The sequence below is a fragment of the Streptococcus sp. Marseille-P7375 genome, assembly GCF_902460365.1.
Classification (GTDB): Bacteria; Bacillota; Bacilli; order Lactobacillales; family Streptococcaceae; genus Streptococcus; species Streptococcus cristatus_I.
Window position 1 is genome coordinate 166,684 of sequence record NZ_CABPTR010000004.1, and the last position, 22,695, is coordinate 189,378.

The following is a 22,695-nucleotide window of genomic DNA, read 5'->3' on the forward strand; positions in this document are numbered from 1 at the left end:
GAAATAAGTATTTTATGATACCACTGATTAGCATTATAATGCCTGTATATAATTCTGAAAAATATCTGATACCTGCTTTAACTTCGTTACAAAATCAATCTTTTAAGAATTTCGAAGTTATTCTCGTTAATGATGGCTCAACAGATAACAGCCAAATTATTTGCGAGGAATTCTGTAAAAAAGATTTTAGGATGAAATTATATAGTCAAAAAAATGAGGGACTATGTTCGGCTAGAAATACGGGCATAGAGAATGCTTCAGGCAAGTATTTAATGTTTATGGACAATGATGATGAAATAAGTGAAGATGCCTTAGATATTCTTTGTAATTATATAAATAAGTTTGATGTTGATATAGTTCGATTTAATCGTAAGAGAGTCCAAATATTTACTGAAAATAAAGTAAAGGAAGATATATATGGTTGTAAAGGGCTCTGTATAAATGACATCCCAATTTATATGAGCCGTGATGAATTTTTCAATAGCTATCTTAGGGTCCGCAATAGTGGTTGTTTTTCCGGTATTTGGAATGGAGTTTTCAAAAGAGAATTATTTGAAAATAATAAAATTAGATTTGATACAGACATAAAATTCGGTGGAGAAGATTGGTTGTTGAACTTGGAATTATATGCAGTGTTTAGAAATATACTGTTTATTCCAGATATTCTTTATATTTATTATAGAAGACTATCTCATAGTACCTCTACCAAATATCAGGAGAATAGAATTGTAGCTATAAAAAAAGTAGCAGAGTCTGAATTGAGGTTGCTAATTGATGAAAAAATTCAGGATGAATATTATGCCCACAGTATGGCGATGTATTTAGGACAAATAGTTAAAATAATGATGCATCGCGAGAGTGGTTTATCTTTTCTAGATAAAATAGTTAAATTAAAAGATTTGAAAAATAGCGTTGCATTTGATATAGAAGCGAACAGTTCGATCGTGTCAAACGCTTCATTTAAAGATAGATTATATGTTATGTTATTTATAAAAGAGAGATACAGAAGTCTGTTGCTCATTTCTCAACTATTACTGATTATGAGAGGGAATACATAGTGGATAAAATGAAAAAGAATGAAGAAAAATATGATCAAACTGCTGTAGAAATAAATAAAAGATATCAGGAGTTGTTTTATTCTTCATCATTTCAAAAAAAACGTAGAAATGAAAAATATATAAACTATTTTAAAAATGGTGATTTTAAAAAGATTATTGAAGATATACTTTTTAAAATCTTTATTAAGATACCGTCATCAACGGCTGGAAATGTTATCAAGCCTAATACATCAGGCGAGTTAGATATAACAGGGAAAAAAATTGCAGTTTATAGTTGTATTGTTGGACGATATGATTCTATTGTAGAACCGCTTTACATTGATTGCGATATTGACTATTTCATGTTTACTGATTTAGATTTACCAAGTGACTCCAAATGGAAAAAAATAGATATTACACAATTCGAAGAGTATAATAAACTTTCACCTATTCAATTAAACCGTAAAATAAAAATGTTGCCACATATTTATCTGAAAGATTATGATTATAGTATCTATGTAGATGGGTTAATTGAAATAGTTTGTAGTATGAAACCTTTAATTGAGAATATGAAATCATCTAGTTTGGGAGTTCATTTTCACAACCAGAGAGACTGTATTTATGATGAAGCAATTATGATTAAGTATGCGAAAAAAGCGGATATGTCAATTGTTAATCAACAGCTTAACATTTATAGAAATGAAGGTTTCCCAATACATAATGGCTTGTACGAAAATACTATTATGATCCGAAACCATAACAGTCAGTTGATGTGCAAATTAATGGATAAATGGTGGGACGAATATTTAAAATTTCCCACTCGGGATCAATTAAGTTTGCCATATTTACTTTGGAAAAATCAAGTTCCACCAGATGAAATTTATATACTAGGTAATAATTTGAATAAAAATCCGAGGTTTAATAGAGGGTTGAATCATTTATAATGAGAAAAATTGTTATACAAAAAAAACGAATAAAATTTAATTTATTACTTGTTGGAGCTTTTATAGCCTTTATATTATTTGACGAATTATATTTTAGAGGAAGGGAGCTATATATAACTCCGATATTTGGCTCATTTCTTTTATTGTTTGATACTCAAAAGATTAAAAGCAACACAGGGGTCGTATGGATAATATTATTATCTATTTACACATCTTTGATTGGAGTAAAATTATCAGAAAATGCTGAGAATTTCTCTCTTTTATATAATATAGTTTCTTTTTTAAACATTTTAAATATCTATCTATTATTTTTAAAATATAGTGAGTATTTCTTTGATATCTTAAAGAACACATTGTATTTAACAACTATTGTCACTTCATTGTTTATATTTTTAAGTGAGCTTCCTATATTGAGGTATAGGTGGGCTGATTATTTAAAAGGACATATAGGTTATAGGTTGGGGTTATCTTCAAATATAAATCCAAATACAATTGCATGGCTATTTGGAATACTAGGGATGTTAACTTTATTTCTGTACATTCATGAACGCCATAGAAGGTATTTGCTTTTAATCGTTCTTCAAGTTATTTTTATATTATTAAGCGGATCAAAAGCTGGCCTGCTTTTTATGTTGATTCCTATTTTGTATTATGGAATCAAAAGTTTATTTACACTCAATATTAAAATAACTATACTTATTATTTTAGCAATAGGAATCTTGTGGTTTTCTATCCAGCATAACCCACTATTATATACATTAGTCGGAAAAAGAATTGATGAAATGTTGTTAACATTAGGTATTGGACGAGATATAGCCGGGGTATCTGTGGATGCTACTTCAACACTTAAGCGTATAGATATGTTGGAAACGGCTTGGAAAATGTTTACAGAAAAGCCTATATTTGGTTGGGGGATTGGAGCATTTGCAAAATTTGGGGGATATGGATATTACAGCCATAATAATTTTTTAGAACTGTTAGTAAGCGGCGGAATAGTAGGATTTATCATTTATTATGGGTACTTATTGCTTCTTAGTATAACTATTTTCTTGAAAGAAAAATCTAAGATGAAAGATATGCTATTGATTTTGATAATTAGTTTGATCCTATCAGATATGATAACAGTTACTTTTTATTCTCGTATTGTTTTCTATTTTAGAACAATATTAATATTAATAGTATTATCTTTGAATACAGATTTGGAAAAGAGCTAGTATGTTAGATACAAAAATGTCAGGAACTATCGTCAATTCTGTAAAATGGTCAAGTTTAACAGAAATTGCAACAAAATTAATAACTCCAATAACTGCAATGATTTTGGCACGATTGCTAACCCCTTCGGAATTTGGTGTTATTGCAACAGTTAATATGACTATCAGTTTTGCGGATGTTTTTACAGATGCTGGATTTCAGAAATATATTATTCAAAAAAAATTTAATAATGAAAAAGAGTTAATTGATAATGCAAATGTGGCATTTTGGACTAACATGGGAATTTCTTGTCTTTTAATGTTACTGATTATCATATTTTCAGAGCAGATTGCTAGCATGGTTGGGAGTCGTGGATTAGGCCATGCGATATCGTTTTCTAGCATCAGCTTAATTTTCACCTCATTTTCAAGTATACAATCGGCTATTTTGAAGAAAAATTTTCAATTCAAAGTGTTATTTTGGATACGTATTTTAATGGTCGTTATTCCCGTTGGTGTAACTCTACCTTTAGCGTTTTTAGGTTTTAGCTATTGGAGTGTTATTATCGGGTCGTTAGTAGCTCAGTTTTCAGTTGCATTGGTTTTGACAATACAATCTAAATGGAGACCTTCTTTCGAATATAGTCTTGTCAAGCTGAAGGAAATGTTTTCTTTTAGTAGTTGGATATTAGTTGAATCTATTTTGCTGTGGCTAACAACTAATGGTGATATATTTATATTAAGTCAAACACTTTCGTCTTATTATATTGGTTTGTATAAAAACTCCATTACTTTAACAAATAGTATCTTTAATATAATTATTGCAGCCACCAGCTCAGTCCTGCTGTCAGCCTTAGCTGCGACTAAAGGTGATGATGGGCAATTTTATAAATTATTTTATACTTTTCAGCAAACAGTTGGAATTATTCTAATCCCTTTAAGTGTTGGAGTTTTTCTGTATCAAGATTTAGTGACATATGTGTTGCTAGGAAATCAGTGGAAAGAAGCTAGCTTCTTAATCGGTTTATATAGCTTAGTGAACGGTTTTTCAATTCTTATTGGACAATATATTAGTTTGATATTTACTGCCAAAGGACTGCCAAAATTGTCTGTATTATCTCAAAGCATTCAGTTAATCCTTCTGATTCCTTTACTGACAGTTTTCTCAAATTTTGGATTTGAAGTAATTGTTGTAGTGAGATGTTTTATTAGATTATTTTATGGTTTCATTAATCTTTTCTTAGCAAAAAAATATCTCAAAGTTCCTTTTTTACAGATGTTCAAAAATCTGGCGCCTCCTTATATAAGTTCGGCTGTTATGGGGCTTGTGATTTTTTCCTTACTGTCAATATCAAGTGATATTGGATGGGAATTTTTTACTATAGTATGTGCCATAATCATCTATAGTCTTGTGATTTTGTGTTTTCCTAGCTATCGAAAAATGATTTTTAAACTATCAACTAAATTACTCGTAAAAAGATATTAAAAAGGTGATACAATGAGAGCATAGACTACGTATATTTTAGGGATGAGGGAGCCTGCTATATTACTAGTTGCATGCTATGTTCTTACTTTTGTCTTCAATAGATGTATCTCTTTACTTTTAGATTAATATTTCATTTCTTAGTGAAAAATATATAGTTTTTATAGGCAACATTTCTTATGTTTTTTATCTAATTTATCAGAATATCTCCTGTGTTTGAATTCAAAAATTATCAATATATTAGGAGATACTCTATCGTTTTTCCTATGATCAGTTTCATTATTGTTTCGTTAATTTTATTTTTTAAACTACACTTGAAGAGTCTATTAGGAGTGTTGGGAGGATAGTATAATGTTTTCTTTAAAAAGATGTATAAAGCAATTGATATTTAGTCAATTTAACCTGGGATTATCAACAAATTATACTAAATTTTTAAGAAACGGAGGAAAGATTGGTGAGAATTGTGAGATTTTTCCAAATGTTGAATTTGGAAGTGAGCCTTATTTAATTACCATTGGTAACAATGTTAGAATTACCAATGGTGTTAAATTTGTTACCCACGATGGTGGAGTGTGGGTTCTTAGGAATTTAGGTCTAAAGGATATTGATTGTTTTGGTGAAATTATAATAGGAGATAATGTCCATATTGGTTGGAACGCAATTATTATGCCAAACGTCAAAATAGGTGATAATTGTGTTATTGGTGCTGGAGCAGTAGTAACAAAAGATATACCTAACAATAGTATAGCGGTTGGTATTCCAGCTAGAGTTATTGAAACAGTAGAAGAATATGAGGAAAAGGTATTAACTAGATGCGATTATACTAAGTCACTAACTTATTCAGAGAAAAAAGCATATCTGCTTGAAAAATTTAAAAGAAATTGATATATTCAGGGAGTTTAGATTCAGATGTTCAAAAAAGAATTTCAAATATTAAATGAATTGTTAGAACAAGAGGATAACGGAAAAACATTTTTAATTACAGGTGCAACGGGGTTAATTGGGAAAACCTTAATTCGCTTTTTATTGGCATGGAATGCAAAAGCAAAGCAGAAATTAAACATAATTGCTCTAGTTAGGGATTTAAAAAAACTTAAAGCATGTTTTGGAGAAGAGGTAGACGGCTTAGAATACCTAGTGGGAGATGTTAGAACTGTTGACTTAAGCAACCTCCATGTGGATTATATCATTCATGCGGCTAGTCAAACTTCAAGCAAAGGATTTATAGAGAGTCCAATAGACACGTTATCTGTTGCAATAGATGGCACTAAAAATCTACTGGAGTTTGCTAGAAAAAGTAAACTAAAAAAATTCGTATATCTATCAACGATGGAGGTTTATGGCTACCCTCAATCTGATGAAAAAATCTTTGAAACCTCAGGGACTAATATTGATACGATGGATGTTCGTTCATGCTATCCTGAAAGCAAGAGGCTATGTGAAAATTTATGTGTAGCTTACAGCCGGGAATATAATTTGCCTATTAATATTTTACGTTTAACTCAAACTTTTGGACCTGGAGTTGAATACAATGATGGCCGAATTTTTGCAGAGTTTGCACGTTGTGTACTTGAAAATAAAGATATTTGCTTAAAAACAAAAGGTTTAACAAAAAGAAGTTACCTACATGTGTACGACGCATTGACTGCTATTTTTCAAGTGCTCTATCTAGCTGACAGTGGCAATGTTTATAATGTGGCTAACGAGGCTACATATTGCAGTATCTATGATATGGCTGTTTTTGTGTCTTGTAAAATATCTGAGCAAAGAATCAAAGTAATAATAGCGGAAGAAGAAAACAAATATGGTTTTGCCCCTACTCTTTGTATGAATTTAGATACAAGTAAGTTAAAGCGGTTGGGCTGGAAGCCGCTATATGATTTAGAGGATATGTTTAATATGATGATATTGGATTTGCAAGATAATCAAAAGGAAAATAATAATGGAACAAACAAATATCAATTTTAAAAACAAAACAATCCTTATCACAGGAGCGGCTGGTTTTATTGGCTCAAATCTTGTTAGGAGATTAATGGAGTTAGATGGATCGATGACAATCATTGGTCTGGATAATTTGAATGATTACTATGATGTTGCGCTCAAAGATCATCGATTAGATCAGATTGACAAGCTGAGTGCGAAACATCCAGAAAAAAAATGGATCTTCCTTAAAGGGAGTATTTCAGATAAAACTTTTATTGATGGAGTTTTTAAACAGTATCATCCTAAAATTGTTGTTAATCTAGCTGCGCAGGCAGGAGTTCGTTATTCGATTACAAATCCAGATGCATACATAGAGAGCAATATTATTGGCTTTCATAATATTCTGGAAGCTTGTCGTCATTCTTATGAAATTTATGATGGAGGTGTAGAACATTTGGTTTATGCATCATCTTCATCAGTATACGGTGGGAATACGAAAGTTCCGTTTGCAACGGAAGACAAGGTAGACAACCCTGTTTCACTTTATGCTGCAACTAAAAAATCTAATGAGCTTCAAGCCCATGCGTATTCTAAGCTTTATAATATTCCTTCTACAGGTTTACGTTTCTTTACGGTTTACGGTCCTGCAGGTCGACCAGATATGGCTTACTTTGGATTTACAGACAAATTACGAAGTGGATCTGATATTGAAATTTATAATTATGGTAATTGTAAACGAGATTTCACTTATGTAGATGACATTGTTGAAGGAATTTTACGGGTGATGAAATCTGCTCCGGCAAAACAAATAGGCACTGATAATCTGCCTTTAGCGCCATATAAAGTGTATAATATTGGTAATAATAAGCCAGAAAATCTTTTAGACTTTGTGGACATTTTACATCAAGAATTGATTCGAGCTGGAGTTCTACCAGAAGATTATGATTTTGAGAGTCATAAAAAGTTAGTTCCTATGCAACCCGGGGATGTTCCCGTTACTTATGCAGATACAAGTGCTTTGGAGAGAGATTTTGGTTTTAAGCCAAAAACTTCTTTGCGAGAGGGTCTGAGAAAATTTGCAGAGTGGTATAAAGAATATTATCATGCATGATAATATTCTTTCATGAAAGGAAAAAGTATGAAAATAGCAGTAGCAGGTACAGGATATGTTGGTTTGTCCATTGCAGTTTTGTTATCTCAGCATCATCAAGTAGTAGCGGCAGACATCATTCCTGAGAAAGTCGACTTAATCAATCAAAAACAGTCCCCTATCCAAGATGACTATATAGAGAAATATCTTGCAGAAAAAGAGTTAAATTTAGTGGCTACATTGAATGCAGAAGAGGCATATCAAGATGCAGATTTTGTTGTAATTGCAGCTCCAACTAATTATGATCCAAAAAAGAATTTCTTTGATACATCTGCCGTAGAGTCTGTTATTGAAACAGTGCTGAAATATAATCCTAAGGCAATCATGGTGATTAAAAGTACGGTTCCTGTGGGTTATACAGAGTCAGTGCGAAAAAAGTTTCAGACTGAGAATATCTTGTTTAGTCCTGAGTTTTTGCGGGAGTCAAAAGCCCTTTATGATAATCTGTATCCGAGTCGAATTATTTTAGGAACAGATAAAAATAATGAGCGCTTGTTAGATGCTGCTGAAACTTTCGCTGGACTGCTTCAAGAAGGAGCTTTAAAAGAAGATATTGATACATTGTATATGGGCTTTACAGAAGCTGAAGCAGTAAAGCTTTTCGCGAATACTTATCTTGCTCTGCGTGTTTCTTATTTTAATGAGCTGGATACTTATTCTGAGATGAAGGGGCTAGACACTCAAGCTATTATTGATGGGGTTTGTTTAGATCCACGGATTGGTTCTCACTATAATAATCCTTCCTTCGGTTATGGTGGCTATTGTCTTCCTAAAGATACCAAGCAACTTCTTGCAAATTACTCTGATGTTCCTCAGGATATGATGACAGCGATTGTACAAAGTAATCGGACAAGAAAAGATTATATTGCTGATCGGATTTTAGATCTTGCTGGTGCCTATGTTGGCAATGAGTCTTATGAACCAGCTAAGGAGCGAGATATTACTGTAGGTGTCTATCGTTTGACAATGAAAAGTGATTCAGATAATTTCAGACAATCTTCTATTCAAGGTGTTATGAAACGTCTGAAAGCCAAGGGTGTCACCATTATTATTTACGAGCCAACGCTTGAGGATAGTGTTACCTTCTTTGGTAGTAAGGTGGTCAATGATTTCAAAAAATTTAAGGAACTTAGTCAAGTGATTATTGCTAATCGTTTTGATGAAAGCTTAGAAGATGTAAAAGAAAAAGTCTACACTAGGGATATTTTTAAGAGAGATTAAGATTATTCACATTGCTTGAAATAATTCTCAACCCCCAAAATGTCAAAAATATTCCCTGAAATGTCATTTTCTAGTGACTAACCTTACCTTTTGGCTCTTAAATGAGACAAGTTAAGATTCTTGTCCCAAAACCTCTTCTTTTTGCGATAAACTAGTGTTAAAGCAAAAAGATTGGAGTTATAATGGAAATTCAAGAAATTTATAATCAATTCAGAGACTACTATGGGGAGCTTGAGGTTGAGTATGCTCATTGTCAAAAGGCTAGCATAGAGTGGGAAAGCCTGCATCTGCGTTATCTGATTTACTATTTGATGCGCTATGGTATTGGGGAGATGAAGTTTTTTAATGCCTATCATTATCGGGCGGCTTATCGCTGGTATTTACTGTCCTTGATGCTGAGATCAGCTTGATATTTAGAGAGTGGGACAGAAATCGGTAATTCGTTAGAATTCGATTTCGTCGTCCCACCTCCGCACAGTTGAGTAGGGCTGTAAAAGCTGATGAAATCAGCGTAATAGAGCCCACTCAACCACTGCGTCTTGCTCGACAATCCAAAGACAATTGAGAGGCTAGGACTTTTGTCCCAGACTCTTTTTTATTCCCTTAGGAGGATAATTTATGATAAAATATAAGTAATACGGAGGTTGGCAAAATGGAGAAAAGATCTGAAATCAAGCGACAAGCAGCATTAAGCAACCGTGCCTTTATCCTTGCCCTGCTGGGAGCGGTATTTGTATCAGCGACTGTCATTTTATTCTTCCAAAGCATCATGGGGATGCCAAAGGGAAGCAGTGGGAATGCTGCTAAAGATGCTCCTAAATCCTCCTCGCTATCAGGAAAGAAAACCGACTCGAAAACGGTTCGCATTATGGCTAATGGGGACCTTTTGTACCATGATGGGCTTTATATGAGTGCCCAAAAAGCTGATGGTAGCTATGATTTTTCGGAAAATTTCACCTATGTCAAGAACTGGCTCCAGCAAGGAGATTTGGTCTTGGGAGATTTTGAAGGGACCATTCGCTCAGACTATCCTTTGGGAGGCTATCCGCTTTTCAATGCTCCAGAGGCTGTTGTGCCCGCCATCAAAGATGCTGGCTACCAAGTGGTGGATCTGGCCCATAATCACATCCTAGACTCAGGGCTTGAGGGAGTCTTTACGACTGCCAAAGCCTTTGAGGATCACGGGATTAGCCCAGTCGGTGTCTATACTCACAAGAATAGGGATAAATCGCCTATCCTGATCAAAGAGGTAAAAGGCATCAAGATTGCTATTTTGGCTTACTCCTATGGTTTTAATGGCCTGGAGTCCAATCTCAGTCAGAAGGAGATTGATCATCACCTATCGACCTTTGATGAGGACAAGATGAAGGCAGAGATTGAGCAGGCGGAGAAAGAAGCGGACATTACAGTAGTCATGCCACAGACGGGAATCGAATACCAGCTGGAGCCAAATGAGGAGCAGGTAGAGCTCTACCACAAGATGGTGGACTGGGGAGCGGACATCATTTTTGGTGGGCATCCGCACGTGGTGCAACCTTCAGAAATTCTTGAAAAAGATGGGCAGAAGAAGTTGATTATCTATTCCATGGGGAATTTTATCTCCAATCAGCGGATTGAAACCATGGCTGGTGTGGACACGGCTGAGTGGACCGAGCGTGGTGTCTTGATGGATGTTACCATTGAAAAGACGGACAAGGGAACCATTATCAAAACAGCTCAGGCGCACCCAAGCTGGGTTAGCCGTGTGGAAAAGGGAACTTACTCACCAGAGGGTTACCCGCTTTACACTTATCAAGCCCTTATCTTAGAAGATTTCATTGAGGGTGGAAAATATCGCGATCAGCTGGATCAGGCGACCAAAGATCGGATTGATACGGCCTATAAGGAAATGAAAGAGCATGTGCATCTGAATTGGAAATAAGCACAAAAAAGGACACTCCCTTTTGTTTCTTTGCCTTTCTTTGATGAGAAACGAACTATTATAGCGCCCACGAGCAAAATAGTTTCATTATCAAAGAGATTTATATATAATATAGGATACAAAAGGGGACAGGTATGTACAGCGTAATAGAAATGTATGGCGATTATGAGCCCTGGTGGTTTTTAGACGGTTGGGAGGACGATATCATTGAAAAAAGGTATTTCGATGATTATTACACCGCCCTCAAATACTATAAACACCGCTGGCTAGAGATGTCTGAAGCATCTCCATTTTATAAAAGCCGCAGTGATCTTATGACGATTTTCTGGGATCCGGCCGATCAACGTTGGTGTGAGGAGTGCAATGAAGATATTCAGCAATACCACTCCCTGCTTTTGTTAGAAAATGAAAGTAAGGTCCCCAAGAGCAAGTATCGTCCAGGCTACCGCAAGCAAAATGCTACTGAAAAACACCGTATTTGCAAAATTAAGGTGCGAGCTAGGTAGGATAGAAATCAAAGAATGGAGAAAATTTCTTCATTCTTTTTTTATTTTTTCTCATTTTGTGCGAATAGTAAGGTGAGGAGGACTTATGGTTCAAAAAATTGCAAAGGAAATGATTCAATTGGCCAGGCAGGAGGCGGCTCAAGATATCTATCTGATTCCCAAGAGTTCCTGCTATGAGCTTTATATGCGGGTGGGAGATGAGCGGCGTTTTATTCAAACCTATGATTTTGATTTACTGTCGTCAGTCATCAGTCATTTTAAGTTTGTCTCAGGCATGAATGTCGGAGAGAAGCGGCGCAGCCAGCTAGGCTCCTGCGATTATGATTGTGGAGATGTGACGGTCTCGCTTCGTCTATCAACTGTCGGCGATTACCGTGGCTATGAGAGCTTGGTGATTCGGCTCTTACACGATGAGGAGCGTGAGCTGCGTTTCTGGTTTGACAATCTGCCTGATCTTCGTAAAAAAGTAAATTCTCGCGGCCTTTATCTCTTTTCAGGGCCAGTTGGCAGTGGAAAGACGACGCTGATGCACCAGCTGGCTCAGATGAGATTTGGCCAACAACAGGTCATGTCTATCGAAGACCCTGTGGAAATCAAGCAGGAAAATATGCTCCAGCTTCAGCTGAATGAAACTATCGGGATGACCTATGACAGTCTCATCAAGCTGTCTCTGCGCCACAGGCCGGATCTCTTGATTATCGGGGAAATCCGCGACCAAGAAACGGCCCGAGCGGTGGTAAGGGCTAGTTTGACAGGAGCCACGGTCTTTTCAACCATCCATGCTAAGAGCATTCGCGGAGTGTATGAGCGCCTGCTAGAGCTAGGTGTCAGTGAAGACGAGCTGCGTATGGTACTACAGGGCGTTTGTTACCAGCGCTTAATCGGGGGAGGAGGTGTGATCGACTTTGTCAACCAAGACTATCAACAGCACGAAGCCAGTCTCTGGAACCAGCAGATTGACCAGCTTTTTGCAGATGGACATATCACAGCTGATCAAAGGCAGGCGGAAAAAATTATCTACGCCTAAGCAAAAGAAAATTATCGAGCTGTTCCGCAATCTATTTACCAGCGGTTTCCATCTTGCGGAGATTGTCGATTTCCTACGGCGGAGTGCCCTTTTAGAGGAGGCCTATGTCGCGGAAATGCGTTCGGGTTTGGCTGCTGGCCAGTCATTTTCCCAGATTATGAAGCGTTTAGGTTTTTCAGATAATGTGGTCACCCAGCTATCTTTGTCTGAGTTGCACGGAAATCTAAATCTTAGTTTGGGTAAAATCGAAGATTATTTAGAAAATCTTTCGAAAGTCCGTAAGAAATTGATTGAGGTGGGGACTTATCCCCTGATGCTGCTTGGGTTTCTAGTACTGATCATGCTGGGCTTGCGTAATTATCTCCTGCCCCAGTTGGACAGTCAAAATATGGCTACTCAGTTCATTCATTATCTACCGCAGATCTTTCTGGGAGGCGTTCTGGTGAATTGCTTGCTGATTTGCGGCGGCTGGCTCTATTATCGCAAGAGCTCTAAGATGAGATTTTTCAGCCGTTTGGCCAAGTTTCCTTTTGTTGGCACCTTAGTGCGGGCCTATCTGACGGCCTACTATGCGCGTGAATGGGGCAATATGATTGGGCAAGGGCTGGAATTGAGCCAGATCTTCCTCATCATGCAGGACCAGCCTTCTCAGCTCTTTCAGGAGCTGGGGCGAGACTTGGAGATGGCTCTAGGTGCGGGTCAAGGCTATGCCGAGAAGGTCGGCACTTATCCCTTCTTTAAGAAAGAGTTGGCCTTGATCATCGAATATGGTGAGGTCAAGTCCAAGTTGGGTGACGAATTGGAATTGTATGCCGAAAAGACTTGGGAAGAGTTTTTCCTGAGAATCAATCGTGCCATGAATTTGATTCAGCCTCTCGTCTTTGTCTTTGTCGCCCTTGTTATCGTTTTACTTTATGCAGCCATGTTGCTGCCAATTTATCAGAATATGGAGATTCAATTATGAAAAAATTAAAAACTTTGAAGGTTAAAGCCTTCACTCTGGTGGAAATGTTAGTCGTTCTTTTAATCATTAGCGTCTTGATGCTCTTGTTTGTCCCGAATTTGACTAAGCAGAAGGATGCTGTTTCAGATACGGGCAATGCGGCCGTAGTCAAGGTCGTAGAAAGTCAGGCTGAGCTTTATGAATTGAAGAATGTTAATGAAAAAGCCACTCTAGGGAAATTGGTTGCTGATGGTCGGATTACCGATAAGCAGGTAGCATCCTATAAGGCCTACTATGGAAAAAACAGCAGTGAAGCTCGTACAGTTGCGGATTAAGGCTTTTACGCTGTTAGAAAGTCTCTTGGCTTTATTTGTGGTCAGTTTCATTTTATTAGGTCTATCTGGCTCTGTTCAGGCTGGTTTCAATCAAGTGCAGGAGCAGCTGTTTTTCATGGAATTTGAGCATCTTTATCAGGAGAGCCAAAAGCTAAGTGTGGCTGGACATGAAAAGATAAAATTGACCATTTCGGAGCGCAACATCTCCAACGGCTATCAGCAAGTAGAATTTCCCAAGACTTTGCAGGAACATGCTCCCCAGACCATTCAGTTTGACCAGGCTGGCGGGAATTCTTCGCTCAGTAAGATTGTTTTTCAAACGGAGGATAAAAAGGTTGTTTACCAGCTTTATATGGGCAATGGAAAGTTTAAAAAGACGACGAATGAAGGCTAGCATTTTGCTGGAGGCCTTGGTGGCAATGGCGGTTTTTGCGGCTATTGCCAGCCTCCTGCTTGGCCAGATTAGTCAGTCGCGGCAGGAACAGACTCGCTTATTGAAGGAGGAGGAAGTCCTACGGGTTGCTCGGATGGCCATGCAGACGGGACAGGAAAATCTGACGGTCAACGGCATTACAGTCCGCCAGGTTAAAACAGACCAGCAATTAACCGTCTATCACCAAGAGGAGAAGGTGCTCAGTGTTAAAAAACGTTAAAATCAAAGCTTTTACACTTTTAGAGACTCTAGTCGCCCTGCTGGTCTTGAGCGGTGGTATATTGGTCTTTCAGTCGATGACCAAGCTTCTGGCTTTTGAACTGCGACATCAACAGGAAAATAAGCAGCAGGAATGGCTCTTATTTGTCGATCAGTTGGAGACGGAGCTATCGCGCAGCCAATTTGACCGAGTCGAAAACGACAAAATCTATGTCAAACAGGATGGCAAACATATAGCTTTGGGCAAATCTCGGAGTGATGATTTTCGCAAGACGGATGCTTCGGGACGTGGCTATCAACCCATGATCTATGGACTTAAAGCTGCTCCGGTCAGTCAGGAGGGGGACCTTGTTCGCTTTCGCTTCCGGTTTGAAAATAATTTAGAAAGAGAGTACATCTATCGTGTTCAAGATAAAAGTTAAGGCAGGCATTTTGCTCTATGCCCTCTTCATGGCAGCTGTCTTTAGCTTGCTCTTGCAATTTTATCTGAATCGGCAGGTGGCCAATCAGCGTCTCTTTCAAGCCAATCGGGAGCGGACAGAAGCCTATGCCTTGGCTGTTTTGACCAAGGAGACTGCCACAGAGGAGAACGGGCAATTAGCCTTCGACCAAGGGAGCACCCATTATCGCAGGCAGGGAAACATGCTGGAAGTCAGCAGCCAACTCGCCAATCAGAAGAGCTATTCTTTCTATTTTGAGAGCAAAAAGGAGCCAGAGAAGAAGGACAAAGAAGCTAAAGACTCCAAAGATACTAAAAAAACTAAAGTGCCCTCTCCTTCAACTGGCAAGAGAAGCGACTAATATAAATGTAAAAGATTTGTAATCCGATAGCCCTTGGAAAGAGGGCTTCTTTTTGGTATCATAAGACAACGGAGGATGCCATGAAATTTGAAAAAATAGAACGAGCTTTTCATCTACTTTTAGAAAACGTGCAAAATATCCAAAATACACTGGGGACCAATTTCTACGATGCCTTGATTGAGCAGAATGGAATTTATCTGGACGGAGATACAGAATTACAAGAAATTCTGAAAAATAATGAGAAACTTCGTGCCCTGCATTTGACCAAGGAGGAGTGGCGTCGGGCTTATCAGTTTATTTTCATGAAGGCTTCTCAGACAGAGCCACTCCAAGCCAATCATCAGTTCACACCTGATTCGGTCGGCTTCTTACTGAGTTTTTTGATTGACCAGTTGGCCCAAGACAAGAGCATTGATTTGCTGGAGATCGGCAGTGGGACAGGGAATTTGGCGGAGACTCTACTCAACCACACACAAAAAAATATGGATTATCTAGGCCTAGAAATTGACGACTTGCTGATTGATTTGTCTGCCAGCATTGCCGAAGTCATGAATTCCAAGGCACACTTTGCTCAAGGAGACGCGGTACGGCCTCAGGTTCTGAAAGAAAGCGACTTGATTGTCAGTGATTTGCCAGTGGGCTATTATCCAGATGATGCAGTGGCGGCTCGTTATGAGGTTGCCAGTCCAGACGAGCATACTTACGCCCATCATCTCTTGATGGAGCAATCGCTAAAATATTTGAAACCGGGGGGCTATGCTATCTTTCTCGCGCCAAATAATCTGCTGACGAGCCCTCAAAGTCATCTGCTGAAAAAATGGCTACTGTCTAGCGCTCAGCTCTTGGCAATGATTTCTCTGCCAGAGAAGATTTTCGCGAGCCGGCAGAACGCTAAGACGATATTTGTCCTGAGAAAACAAGGCGAATCAGATATCCAGCCGTTTATCTACCCTTTGCAGGACTTGCAGAGTCAGGATGAAATCTTAAAGTTTCGTGAAAGTTTTCAAAACTGGGTCAAAGTTAGTGAAATTCGAACAAATTTCTGATATAATAGTTTGAAAACGCTTAAAGAGGTGACGAGATGTCAAAAACTATTTCTATTAATGCTGGAAGTTCGAGTGTAAAATGGCAACTTTATTCAATGCCAGAAGAAAAGGTGCTGGCTAAAGGTTTGATTGAGCGGATTGGTCTCAAGGACTCAATTTCTACGGTTAAATTTGATGGTCGTTCTGAACGCCAAACCTTAGATATTGCTGATCATACACAAGCTGTGAAAATTTTATTGGACGATTTGAAACGATTTGAAATTATTCAATCTTACGATGAAATCACAGGTGTTGGGCACCGTGTCGTAGCTGGAGGCGAGTATTTCAAAGAATCAGCTCTTGTGACTGACGATGTGTTGGAAAAGATTGAAGAGTTGTCTCTGCTAGCTCCTTTGCACAATCCTGCCAATGCTGACGGTATCCGTGCTTTCAAGGAAATTCTTCCAGACATTACCAGTGTGGCTGTTTTTGATACATCTTTCCACACAACTATGCCAGAAAAGGCTTATCGCTACCCATTGCCAACTAAGTACTACACTGAAAATAAGGTCCGTAAATACGGAGCACACGGGACCAGCCATGAGTATGTAGCCCATGAAGCTGCGAAACTTTTAAGTAAACCGATTGAAGAATTGAAACTCATCACTTGCCACATCGGAAACGGTGCTTCTATCACAGCAGTTGATAAGGGGCGCTCAGTGGATACTTCTATGGGCTTCACTCCTCTTGGTGGAGTTATGATGGGAACACGTACGGGTGACATCGATCCAGCGATTATTCCATACTTGATGCAGCATACAGATGATTTTAACACGCCAGAAGATATCAGTCGAATTCTGAACCGTGAATCTGGACTGTTGGGTGTTTCAGAGAAATCAAGCGATATGCGTGATATTCATGAAGCTATGCGTGCAGGTGATGAAAAGGCACAATTGGCAAATGAAATTTTTGTGGATCGCATTCAAAAATACATTGGTCAGTATTTAGCTGTTTTAAATGGAGCAGATGCCATTATTTTTACAGCTGGTATCGGTGAAAACTCTGTGACCATCCGTCGCATGGTCATCGAAGGAATTTCTTGGTTTGGCTGCGATGTTGATCCAGAGAAGAATTTCTTTGGTGCTACAGGAGATATTTCAACAGAAGCTGCTAAAGTCAGAGTTCTGGTTATCCCGACAGATGAAGAGTTAGTCATTGCGCGTGATGTAGAACGCTTTAAAAATCAATAATCAAAAAGTTCAGCCTAGCTGAGCTTTTTCTTGTGACTTTGTGATTATTCTTTGGTCAGATAGGATGATTCAAAGCGGGTCGGAGCTTGCAGCAGTAAGAACTAATAGTCAAGTATGGACTGGAAATCAATTTGGCACAAGGTAGATGACCTATAAAGAATGGGTAGATGCTTGTTTGTATCTAGCGTGCTAAGTTGCTAACTAGAGGAGAAGAAAAAGACGATGTCCGGTAGGAAATCGTCTTTTGGGGAAAATCTGGCTTTTGAAAGAATTGTGGTTAGTTGGCGATGTGGAGTATAAGTCTTGGGGAATCGGTTATCTGGTTAGCTATCTTTTTTAGATTTGCTTTTGTGCCGTTTGATTTCTGCTTCAAAACTCTCTGACGGAGCTTCCACGCTGATGGTTTCCAGGGTGAACGGATGAGTCAATGTCAAGCGGTGGGCATGGAGCATGAGGCGACCTTGGGGTTGAGGATGGTAGAGAGGATCGCCGATGATGGGATGACCGTGATGGGCGAGATGGACGCGGATTTGGTGAGTCCGTCCTGTTTTTAATTGACATTTGACCAGAGTCGTCTTTCCGAAGTCCTTGAGTCGGGTTACATGAGTTTCAGCGTAGAGTCCCTTTTTCGGATCAACGAGTCGTTTCCGTCGATCATGGCGGTCGCGTCCGATTTTATCTTTGTAGACGATAGTTTTGCTGGGAAATTTTCCTTGAGCAAGGGCCCAATATTCACGGGAGATTTCTTTGTTTTCCAAGAGGCGGTTGAGAATGGGGAGGGCAAAGGGATTTTTAGCAAACAGGATGGCGCCGCTGGTTTCTTTGTCCAGTCGGTGGACGACATAGCAGGTCTGGCCGACATAGCTTGACACATGGTTGAGCAGAGCGACTTCTGTCGGCTCATTGCCGTGACTTTTCATGCCGTTTGGCTTGTTGACGATGATGAGATGCTCGTCCTGGTAGAGCTCCTCGACCAGATGAGGCAGGCCAGCGGGGAGTTCTTTTTCTGGATAATCCTCTTTGTCAAAAGTTAGTTGAATGCTGTCACCAGGCTTGACTAAAGTTTGCCAATGGATGGACTCACCGTTAACCAAAATGTGTTTCTTGGTTCGGAGAAAGTGACGAATCTTTCGTGGGATGAGCAGCTGCTCTTCTAGCAGTTCTTTGACAGTCATCGGAGGCAGGCTTGCGGGGATGGTAATAGTAAATTTCATGTTTTCATTGTAGCAAAAACTAGCCCATTTGGAAATGCTTCGTTGGAAAGAGGAAAGGAGCCCTGCTATTTCCTTAAAGAAAGCTAAAAGGAGTAGAAAGTAGCAGAGTCGTGCCTTGTGTCTGCATGGATAAGGTGATAAAATATGTTTTATGAAGAAATTAAATGATATATTTGAAAAATTAGTCAATTTGTTTAAAACGGATCAGCCTGAGAAGAAGGTTGCTGAGGAGTTGGAGGGCGAGACGCCTGAGCCTAGCTATAGCCGGTCTGGTAAGAATCGGAAGAAGCCCCTGTCTCAACATCCCTTCCGCCGCTTTTGGCGCAGGTTTCATCTGACCAAGATATTCTTGATTCTCGGCTTGACCTTTGGTCTGGTAGTTGGTGGCTATCTTTTTTATGTAGCTAAGACGACTAATGTCAAAGATTTGCAGAATGCTCTTAAAGCCACGACCTTGATCTATGATAAGGATGGAAATGAAGCGGGTAGCTTGTCTGGACAAAAGGGAACCTATGTCGAATTAGACGCGATTAGTCAGGACTTGCAGAACGCTGTGATTGCGACAGAAGACCGTTCTTTTTATAAGAATGGCGGGATTAACTATAGTCGCTTCTTTCTGGCCATTTTGACTGCGGGGCGTTCGGGTGGTGGCTCGACTATCACGCAGCAGTTGGCCAAAAATGCCTATCTTTCTCAAGATCAGACAATTGAGCGGAAGGCCAAGGAATTTTTCCTAGCTTTAGAAATTAACAAAAAATACAGCAAGCAGGAAATCCTGACCATGTACCTCAATAACTCTTATTTTGGAAATGGCGTTTGGGGAGTGGAAGATGCCAGCAAGAAATATTTTGGTGTATCTGCCAGCCAGCTCAGTTTGGATCAATCAGCGGTTCTAGCTGGTATGCTCAAAGGACCAGAGCTATATAATCCCCTGTATTCGATTGAGAATGCGACCAACCGTCGTAACACCGTTCTTCAAAATATGGTGGCGGCAGGTTACATTGATCAGGCGACGGCGGATCAGGCTGCGACGGTTGGCATTGGAGGCCAGCTAGTCGATGCCTACGAAGGCAAGTCAGAAGACTATCGCTACCCGTCTTATTTTGATGCGGTGATCAATGAAGCGGTCAATGATTACGGTCTGACGGAAGAAGAAATCGTCAACAACGGCTATCGGATTTACACCGAATTGGACCAAAATTACCAAGCCAGCATGCAGGTTATTTATAGCAATGTCGATCTCTTCCCACTGGCTGAAGACGGGACACGGGCCGAGTCCGGAAGCGTAGCGCTGGATCCTAAGACGGGTGGTGTTCGGGCTCTGGTTGGCCGTGTCAACAGTGCTGATGGCTCTGCTTTTCGGACTTTCAACTACGCGACTCAGTCTGCTCGTAGTCCAGGATCGACCATCAAGCCTTTGGTGGCCTACAGCCCAGCTATAGCAGCCGGCTGGTCAACGGATAAGGAACTAGATAATAGTCGGACCGTTTTTGGTGACTATAAGGTTAATAACTACGGCAATATCCAAAGTTCACCGACTGTTCCAATGTATCAAGCCTTGGCTGAATCCCTCAATATTCCCGCGGTTTCAACAGTGGATGAATTAGGCGTGAACAAGGCCTTTGAGTACGGCAAAAAGTTTGGTCTTAATATGGACAAGGTAGAACAGAATCTAGGTGTGGCTCTGGGAAGCGGCGTGACGACCAATCCACTTCAGATGGCCCAAGCCTATTCAGTCTTTGCGAATGATGGAGTTATGAATGACGCCCATCTTATCACCAAGATAGAAAATGCTAGTGGTCAGGTTGTCAAAACCCACCGGCAGACTTCTACCCGCGTTCTCAATCGCTCAACCACAGAAAAGATGACCAGTATGATGCTGGGAACCTTCTCAAACGGAACGGGAGTCTATGCGGCTCCTTATGGCTATACAATGGCTGGAAAGACAGGAACGACAGAGACTGACTTTAACCCTGATTTGTCAGGAGACCAGTGGGTCATCGGCTATACACCAGATGTGGTTATCAGCCAATGGCTGGGCTTCCCTAAGACGGATGAAACTCACTATCTGACTGGTACAAGTGCCAATGAAGCTTCGGCTATTTTCCGTAATGTAGCCAACACCATCCTGCCTTATACAGAAGGAACTTCCTTCTCGGGTCAGAAAAATGCTTACGCAGAAAATGGAATTTCCCCAGTCGATACCTACGGTACTGGTCAAACGAATACGACTAGCGAAAATAAAGACTTCCTGAAAGATGTCCAAGAGCGGGCGCAAAACCTGGTAGATGATGCCAAGAAGGCTATCGATGAGTCTGGGATTACTGAAAAAGCCAAAAATCTCTGGGATACCATTACTGGCTGGTTCCATTAATCGTCTAAACAGCTTGTCAAAGAAGTAGAAAACTGCTATAATAAGGGGAATGGAGGCGTCATGGCATTAAAAAAAGCGAGTCTAGCGTGTACAGTTTGTGGGTCGCGAAACTACTCAATCAAACTTAGTAGCACTCCAAAACCTACGCGTCTAGAAGTGAATAAATATTGTAAACACTGCAGTAAATATACGCTGCATAAAGAAACCAGATAGGAGATAGTTGTGAAATTCATTAAAGATGTTTTCGTTTTGCTACGAGATACAACTTGGCCTACCCGTAAAGAAAGATGGACTGATTTCCTTTCCGTAATGGAATACACAGCATTCTTTGCTGTTGTCATCTATATTTTTGATAAGGTAGTTGCCAGCGGTCTCTTCCGCATAATCAACATGTTTTCATAAGAAAGATGAGGCTGGGACAAAAGTCCTAGCCTCTCAATTGTCTTTGGATTGTCGAGCAAGACGCAGTGGTTGAGTGGGCTCTACTAGGCTGATTTCATCAGCTTTTACAGCCCTACTAAACTGTGCGGAGGTGGGACGACGAAATCGAATTCTAACGAATTACCGATTTCTGTCCCACTCTCATTTGTCTGTAAAATATTTACCAAAATGCTTTGTAATTTTAGATTTTATGGTATAATAAGGCTAGATATCAAGCAGAAGCCCTAGGCTTTTTTATTTAGGAAAGGACAAAACATGGACAGTTTTGATAAAGGCTGGTTTGTACTGCAAACCTACTCAGGCTATGAAAATAAGGTAAAGGAAAATCTCTTGCAGCGCGCCCAGACCTATAATATGCTGGAAAATATCCTGCGCGTGGAAATTCCGACTCAGACCGTACAAGTAGAGAAAAACGGCAAGAGCAAGGAAGTCGAAGAAAACCGCTTCCCAGGTTATGTATTGGTTGAGATGGTCATGACGGACGAAGCTTGGTTTGTCGTGCGGAATACACCAAACGTAACTGGATTTGTGGGTTCACACGGAAACCGTTCGAAACCAACTCCGCTTTTGGAGGAAGAAATCCGCAGCATTCTGATTTCTATGGGACAAACAGTTCAAGAATTTGACTTGGACGTCAAAGTGGGCGATACAGTTCGCATCATTGACGGTGCCTTTGCTAACTATACTGGCAAAATCACGGAAATTGACAATAATAAGGTCAAGATGATTATCTCTATGTTTGGAAATGACACGGTTGCAGAAGTCAACCTCAGCCAAATTGCTGAATTATAATTTTTGAATGCATAAAAAAGAGTCGGAAAGTATTTTCCGCTCTTTTTTGTTAGCAGTGTTGGCTGTTAGATAAAGGCTGGTGCTCCTGGTATCATTGCACTTCATTAAACTTGACCAATGACGTAAAAAAGAGAGTGGGACAGAAATCGGTAATTCGTTAGAATTCGATTTCGTCGTCCCACCTCCGCACAGTTTAGTAGGGCTGTAAAAGCTGATGAAATCAGCCTAGTAGAGCCCACTCAACCACTGCGTCTTGCTCGACAATCCAAAGACAATTGAGAGGCTAGGACTTTTGTCCCAGCCTCTTGGTTAGTATAAAGTCGGATTTAAACCGATAAAAAAGGCGGTAGACGGATTAAATACTATTGATTTAATAGGCTTTATTAAGGTTTCGCCCCAAATTCGCCCCAAATTATGCAATCAGGAATATTTCTTTGATTTTTTCAAAATTCTTTTCTGCCAATGC

25 protein-coding genes are annotated in these 22,695 nt (G+C 39.5%); 24 read left to right on the forward strand and 1 reads right to left on the reverse strand.

All coding sequences use genetic code 11. The annotated features are described in order from the left end of the window. The first annotated feature begins 14 nt into the window (after nt 1-14). The 20 genes from FZ954_RS09630 to FZ954_RS09730 all read left to right on the forward strand — a co-directional run bounded on the left by FZ954_RS09630 (nt 15) and on the right by FZ954_RS09730 (nt 17,408). Nucleotides 15-1,058 (forward strand): glycosyltransferase family 2 protein, encoded by a 1,044-nt coding sequence (locus FZ954_RS09630; protein ID WP_148878212.1) that lies wholly within the window; start codon nt 15-17, stop codon nt 1,056-1,058. Nucleotides 1,059-1,066: 8 nt separating this feature from the next. Then, the gene (locus tag FZ954_RS09635; RefSeq protein WP_148878213.1) at nt 1,067-1,981 is read left to right on the forward strand and encodes a glycosyltransferase domain-containing protein; all 915 of its coding nucleotides are present in this window, start codon (nt 1,067-1,069) and stop codon (nt 1,979-1,981) included. After that, entirely contained in the window at nt 1,981-3,195 is a 1,215-nt protein-coding gene (locus tag FZ954_RS09640) for an O-antigen ligase (RefSeq protein WP_148878214.1), read from the forward strand. Before FZ954_RS09635 ends, FZ954_RS09640 begins: the two co-directional genes overlap by 1 nt. A 1-nt stretch (nt 3,196) precedes the next feature. After that, nucleotides 3,197-4,657 (forward strand): lipopolysaccharide biosynthesis protein, encoded by a 1,461-nt coding sequence (locus FZ954_RS09645; RefSeq protein ID WP_148878215.1) that lies wholly within the window; start codon nt 3,197-3,199, stop codon nt 4,655-4,657. A 348-nt stretch (nt 4,658-5,005) separates the two neighbouring features. After that, entirely contained in the window at nt 5,006-5,539 is a 534-nt protein-coding gene (locus tag FZ954_RS09650) for an acyltransferase (RefSeq protein WP_148878216.1), read from the forward strand. Nucleotides 5,540-5,563: 24 nt separating this feature from the next. Continuing rightward, a complete protein-coding gene (locus FZ954_RS09655) occupies nt 5,564-6,622 on the forward strand; it encodes an NAD(P)-dependent oxidoreductase (protein ID WP_148878217.1) in 1,059 nt (352 codons plus the stop codon). Beyond that, on the forward strand, nt 6,597-7,688 hold the full coding sequence (gene gla, locus FZ954_RS09660) for a UDP-glucuronate 4-epimerase Gla (RefSeq protein ID WP_148878218.1): 1,092 nt from the start codon (nt 6,597-6,599) through the stop codon (nt 7,686-7,688). The genes FZ954_RS09655 and gla overlap by 26 nt, the downstream gene beginning before the upstream one ends. Nucleotides 7,689-7,715: 27 nt before the next feature. After that, nucleotides 7,716-8,948 (forward strand): nucleotide sugar dehydrogenase, encoded by a 1,233-nt coding sequence (locus FZ954_RS09665; protein WP_148878232.1) that lies wholly within the window; start codon nt 7,716-7,718, stop codon nt 8,946-8,948. Nucleotides 8,949-9,130: 182 nt separating this feature from the next. Then, nucleotides 9,131-9,358 (forward strand): sigma(X)-activator ComW, encoded by a 228-nt coding sequence (gene comW / locus FZ954_RS09670; RefSeq protein ID WP_062003921.1) that lies wholly within the window; start codon nt 9,131-9,133, stop codon nt 9,356-9,358. A gap of 242 nt (nt 9,359-9,600) precedes the next feature. After that, on the forward strand, nt 9,601-10,869 hold the full coding sequence (locus tag FZ954_RS09680) for a CapA family protein (protein ID WP_148878219.1): 1,269 nt from the start codon (nt 9,601-9,603) through the stop codon (nt 10,867-10,869). A gap of 134 nt (nt 10,870-11,003) precedes the next feature. Then, nucleotides 11,004-11,375, forward strand: coding sequence for a DUF1033 family protein (locus FZ954_RS09685; protein WP_148878220.1), 372 nt, complete (start codon nt 11,004-11,006; stop codon nt 11,373-11,375). Between the two features lie 85 nt (nt 11,376-11,460). Further along, entirely contained in the window at nt 11,461-12,402 is a 942-nt protein-coding gene (gene comGA / locus FZ954_RS09690; protein ID WP_061910212.1) for a competence type IV pilus ATPase ComGA, read from the forward strand. Next, nucleotides 12,350-13,366 carry a competence type IV pilus assembly protein ComGB gene (gene comGB, locus FZ954_RS09695; protein ID WP_148878233.1) on the forward strand — a complete coding sequence of 339 codons (1,017 nt, stop codon included), beginning with the start codon at nt 12,350-12,352 and terminating at the stop codon, nt 13,364-13,366. Before comGA ends, comGB begins: the two co-directional genes overlap by 53 nt. After that, entirely contained in the window at nt 13,363-13,680 is a 318-nt protein-coding gene (gene comGC / locus FZ954_RS09700; RefSeq protein ID WP_005591535.1) for a competence type IV pilus major pilin ComGC, read from the forward strand. The genes comGB and comGC overlap by 4 nt, the downstream gene beginning before the upstream one ends. Further along, nucleotides 13,640-14,074, forward strand: coding sequence for a competence type IV pilus minor pilin ComGD (gene comGD, locus FZ954_RS09705; protein WP_037586086.1), 435 nt, complete (start codon nt 13,640-13,642; stop codon nt 14,072-14,074). The genes comGC and comGD overlap by 41 nt, the downstream gene beginning before the upstream one ends. Beyond that, complete coding sequence (gene comGE, locus FZ954_RS09710; RefSeq protein WP_187418375.1) at nt 14,040-14,333, forward strand: competence type IV pilus minor pilin ComGE; 294 nt, start codon at nt 14,040-14,042, stop codon at nt 14,331-14,333. The genes comGD and comGE overlap by 35 nt, the downstream gene beginning before the upstream one ends. Next, nucleotides 14,317-14,754 carry a competence type IV pilus minor pilin ComGF gene (gene comGF, locus FZ954_RS09715; protein ID WP_148878222.1) on the forward strand — a complete coding sequence of 146 codons (438 nt, stop codon included), beginning with the start codon at nt 14,317-14,319 and terminating at the stop codon, nt 14,752-14,754. Before comGE ends, comGF begins: the two co-directional genes overlap by 17 nt. Beyond that, nucleotides 14,735-15,133 (forward strand): competence type IV pilus minor pilin ComGG, encoded by a 399-nt coding sequence (gene comGG / locus FZ954_RS09720; protein ID WP_148878223.1) that lies wholly within the window; start codon nt 14,735-14,737, stop codon nt 15,131-15,133. Before comGF ends, comGG begins: the two co-directional genes overlap by 20 nt. An 80-nt stretch (nt 15,134-15,213) precedes the next feature. Continuing rightward, nucleotides 15,214-16,179 carry a class I SAM-dependent methyltransferase gene (locus tag FZ954_RS09725; protein WP_148878224.1) on the forward strand — a complete coding sequence of 322 codons (966 nt, stop codon included), beginning with the start codon at nt 15,214-15,216 and terminating at the stop codon, nt 16,177-16,179. A gap of 35 nt (nt 16,180-16,214) precedes the next feature. Further along, nucleotides 16,215-17,408: an acetate kinase gene (locus tag FZ954_RS09730; protein WP_148878225.1), complete on the forward strand. Its 1,194-nt coding sequence runs from the start codon at nt 16,215-16,217 to the stop codon at nt 17,406-17,408. 323 nt (nt 17,409-17,731) lie between these two features. On the opposite strand, the gene FZ954_RS09735 is transcribed toward FZ954_RS09730, so the two are convergent. Next, nucleotides 17,732-18,622: an RluA family pseudouridine synthase gene (locus FZ954_RS09735; protein ID WP_148878226.1), complete on the reverse strand. Its 891-nt coding sequence runs from the start codon at nt 18,620-18,622 to the stop codon at nt 17,732-17,734. 151 nt (nt 18,623-18,773) lie between these two features. Between FZ954_RS09735 and pbp2a the strand changes: the two genes are divergently transcribed. The 4 genes from pbp2a to nusG all read left to right on the forward strand — a co-directional run bounded on the left by pbp2a (nt 18,774) and on the right by nusG (nt 22,229). Beyond that, nucleotides 18,774-20,996: a penicillin-binding protein PBP2A gene (pbp2a, locus tag FZ954_RS09740; RefSeq protein WP_148878227.1), complete on the forward strand. Its 2,223-nt coding sequence runs from the start codon at nt 18,774-18,776 to the stop codon at nt 20,994-20,996. A 60-nt stretch (nt 20,997-21,056) separates the two neighbouring features. Next, a complete protein-coding gene (gene rpmG, locus FZ954_RS09745) occupies nt 21,057-21,209 on the forward strand; it encodes a 50S ribosomal protein L33 (RefSeq protein WP_015605910.1) in 153 nt (50 codons plus the stop codon). Between the two features lie 9 nt (nt 21,210-21,218). Continuing rightward, nucleotides 21,219-21,398, forward strand: coding sequence for a preprotein translocase subunit SecE (gene secE, locus FZ954_RS09750; protein WP_005592084.1), 180 nt, complete (start codon nt 21,219-21,221; stop codon nt 21,396-21,398). Nucleotides 21,399-21,692: 294 nt separating this feature from the next. After that, nucleotides 21,693-22,229, forward strand: a complete 537-nt coding sequence (nusG, locus tag FZ954_RS09755) for a transcription termination/antitermination protein NusG (RefSeq protein ID WP_005591544.1) — start codon at nt 21,693-21,695, stop codon at nt 22,227-22,229. Nucleotides 22,230-22,695: the final 466 nt, after the last annotated feature.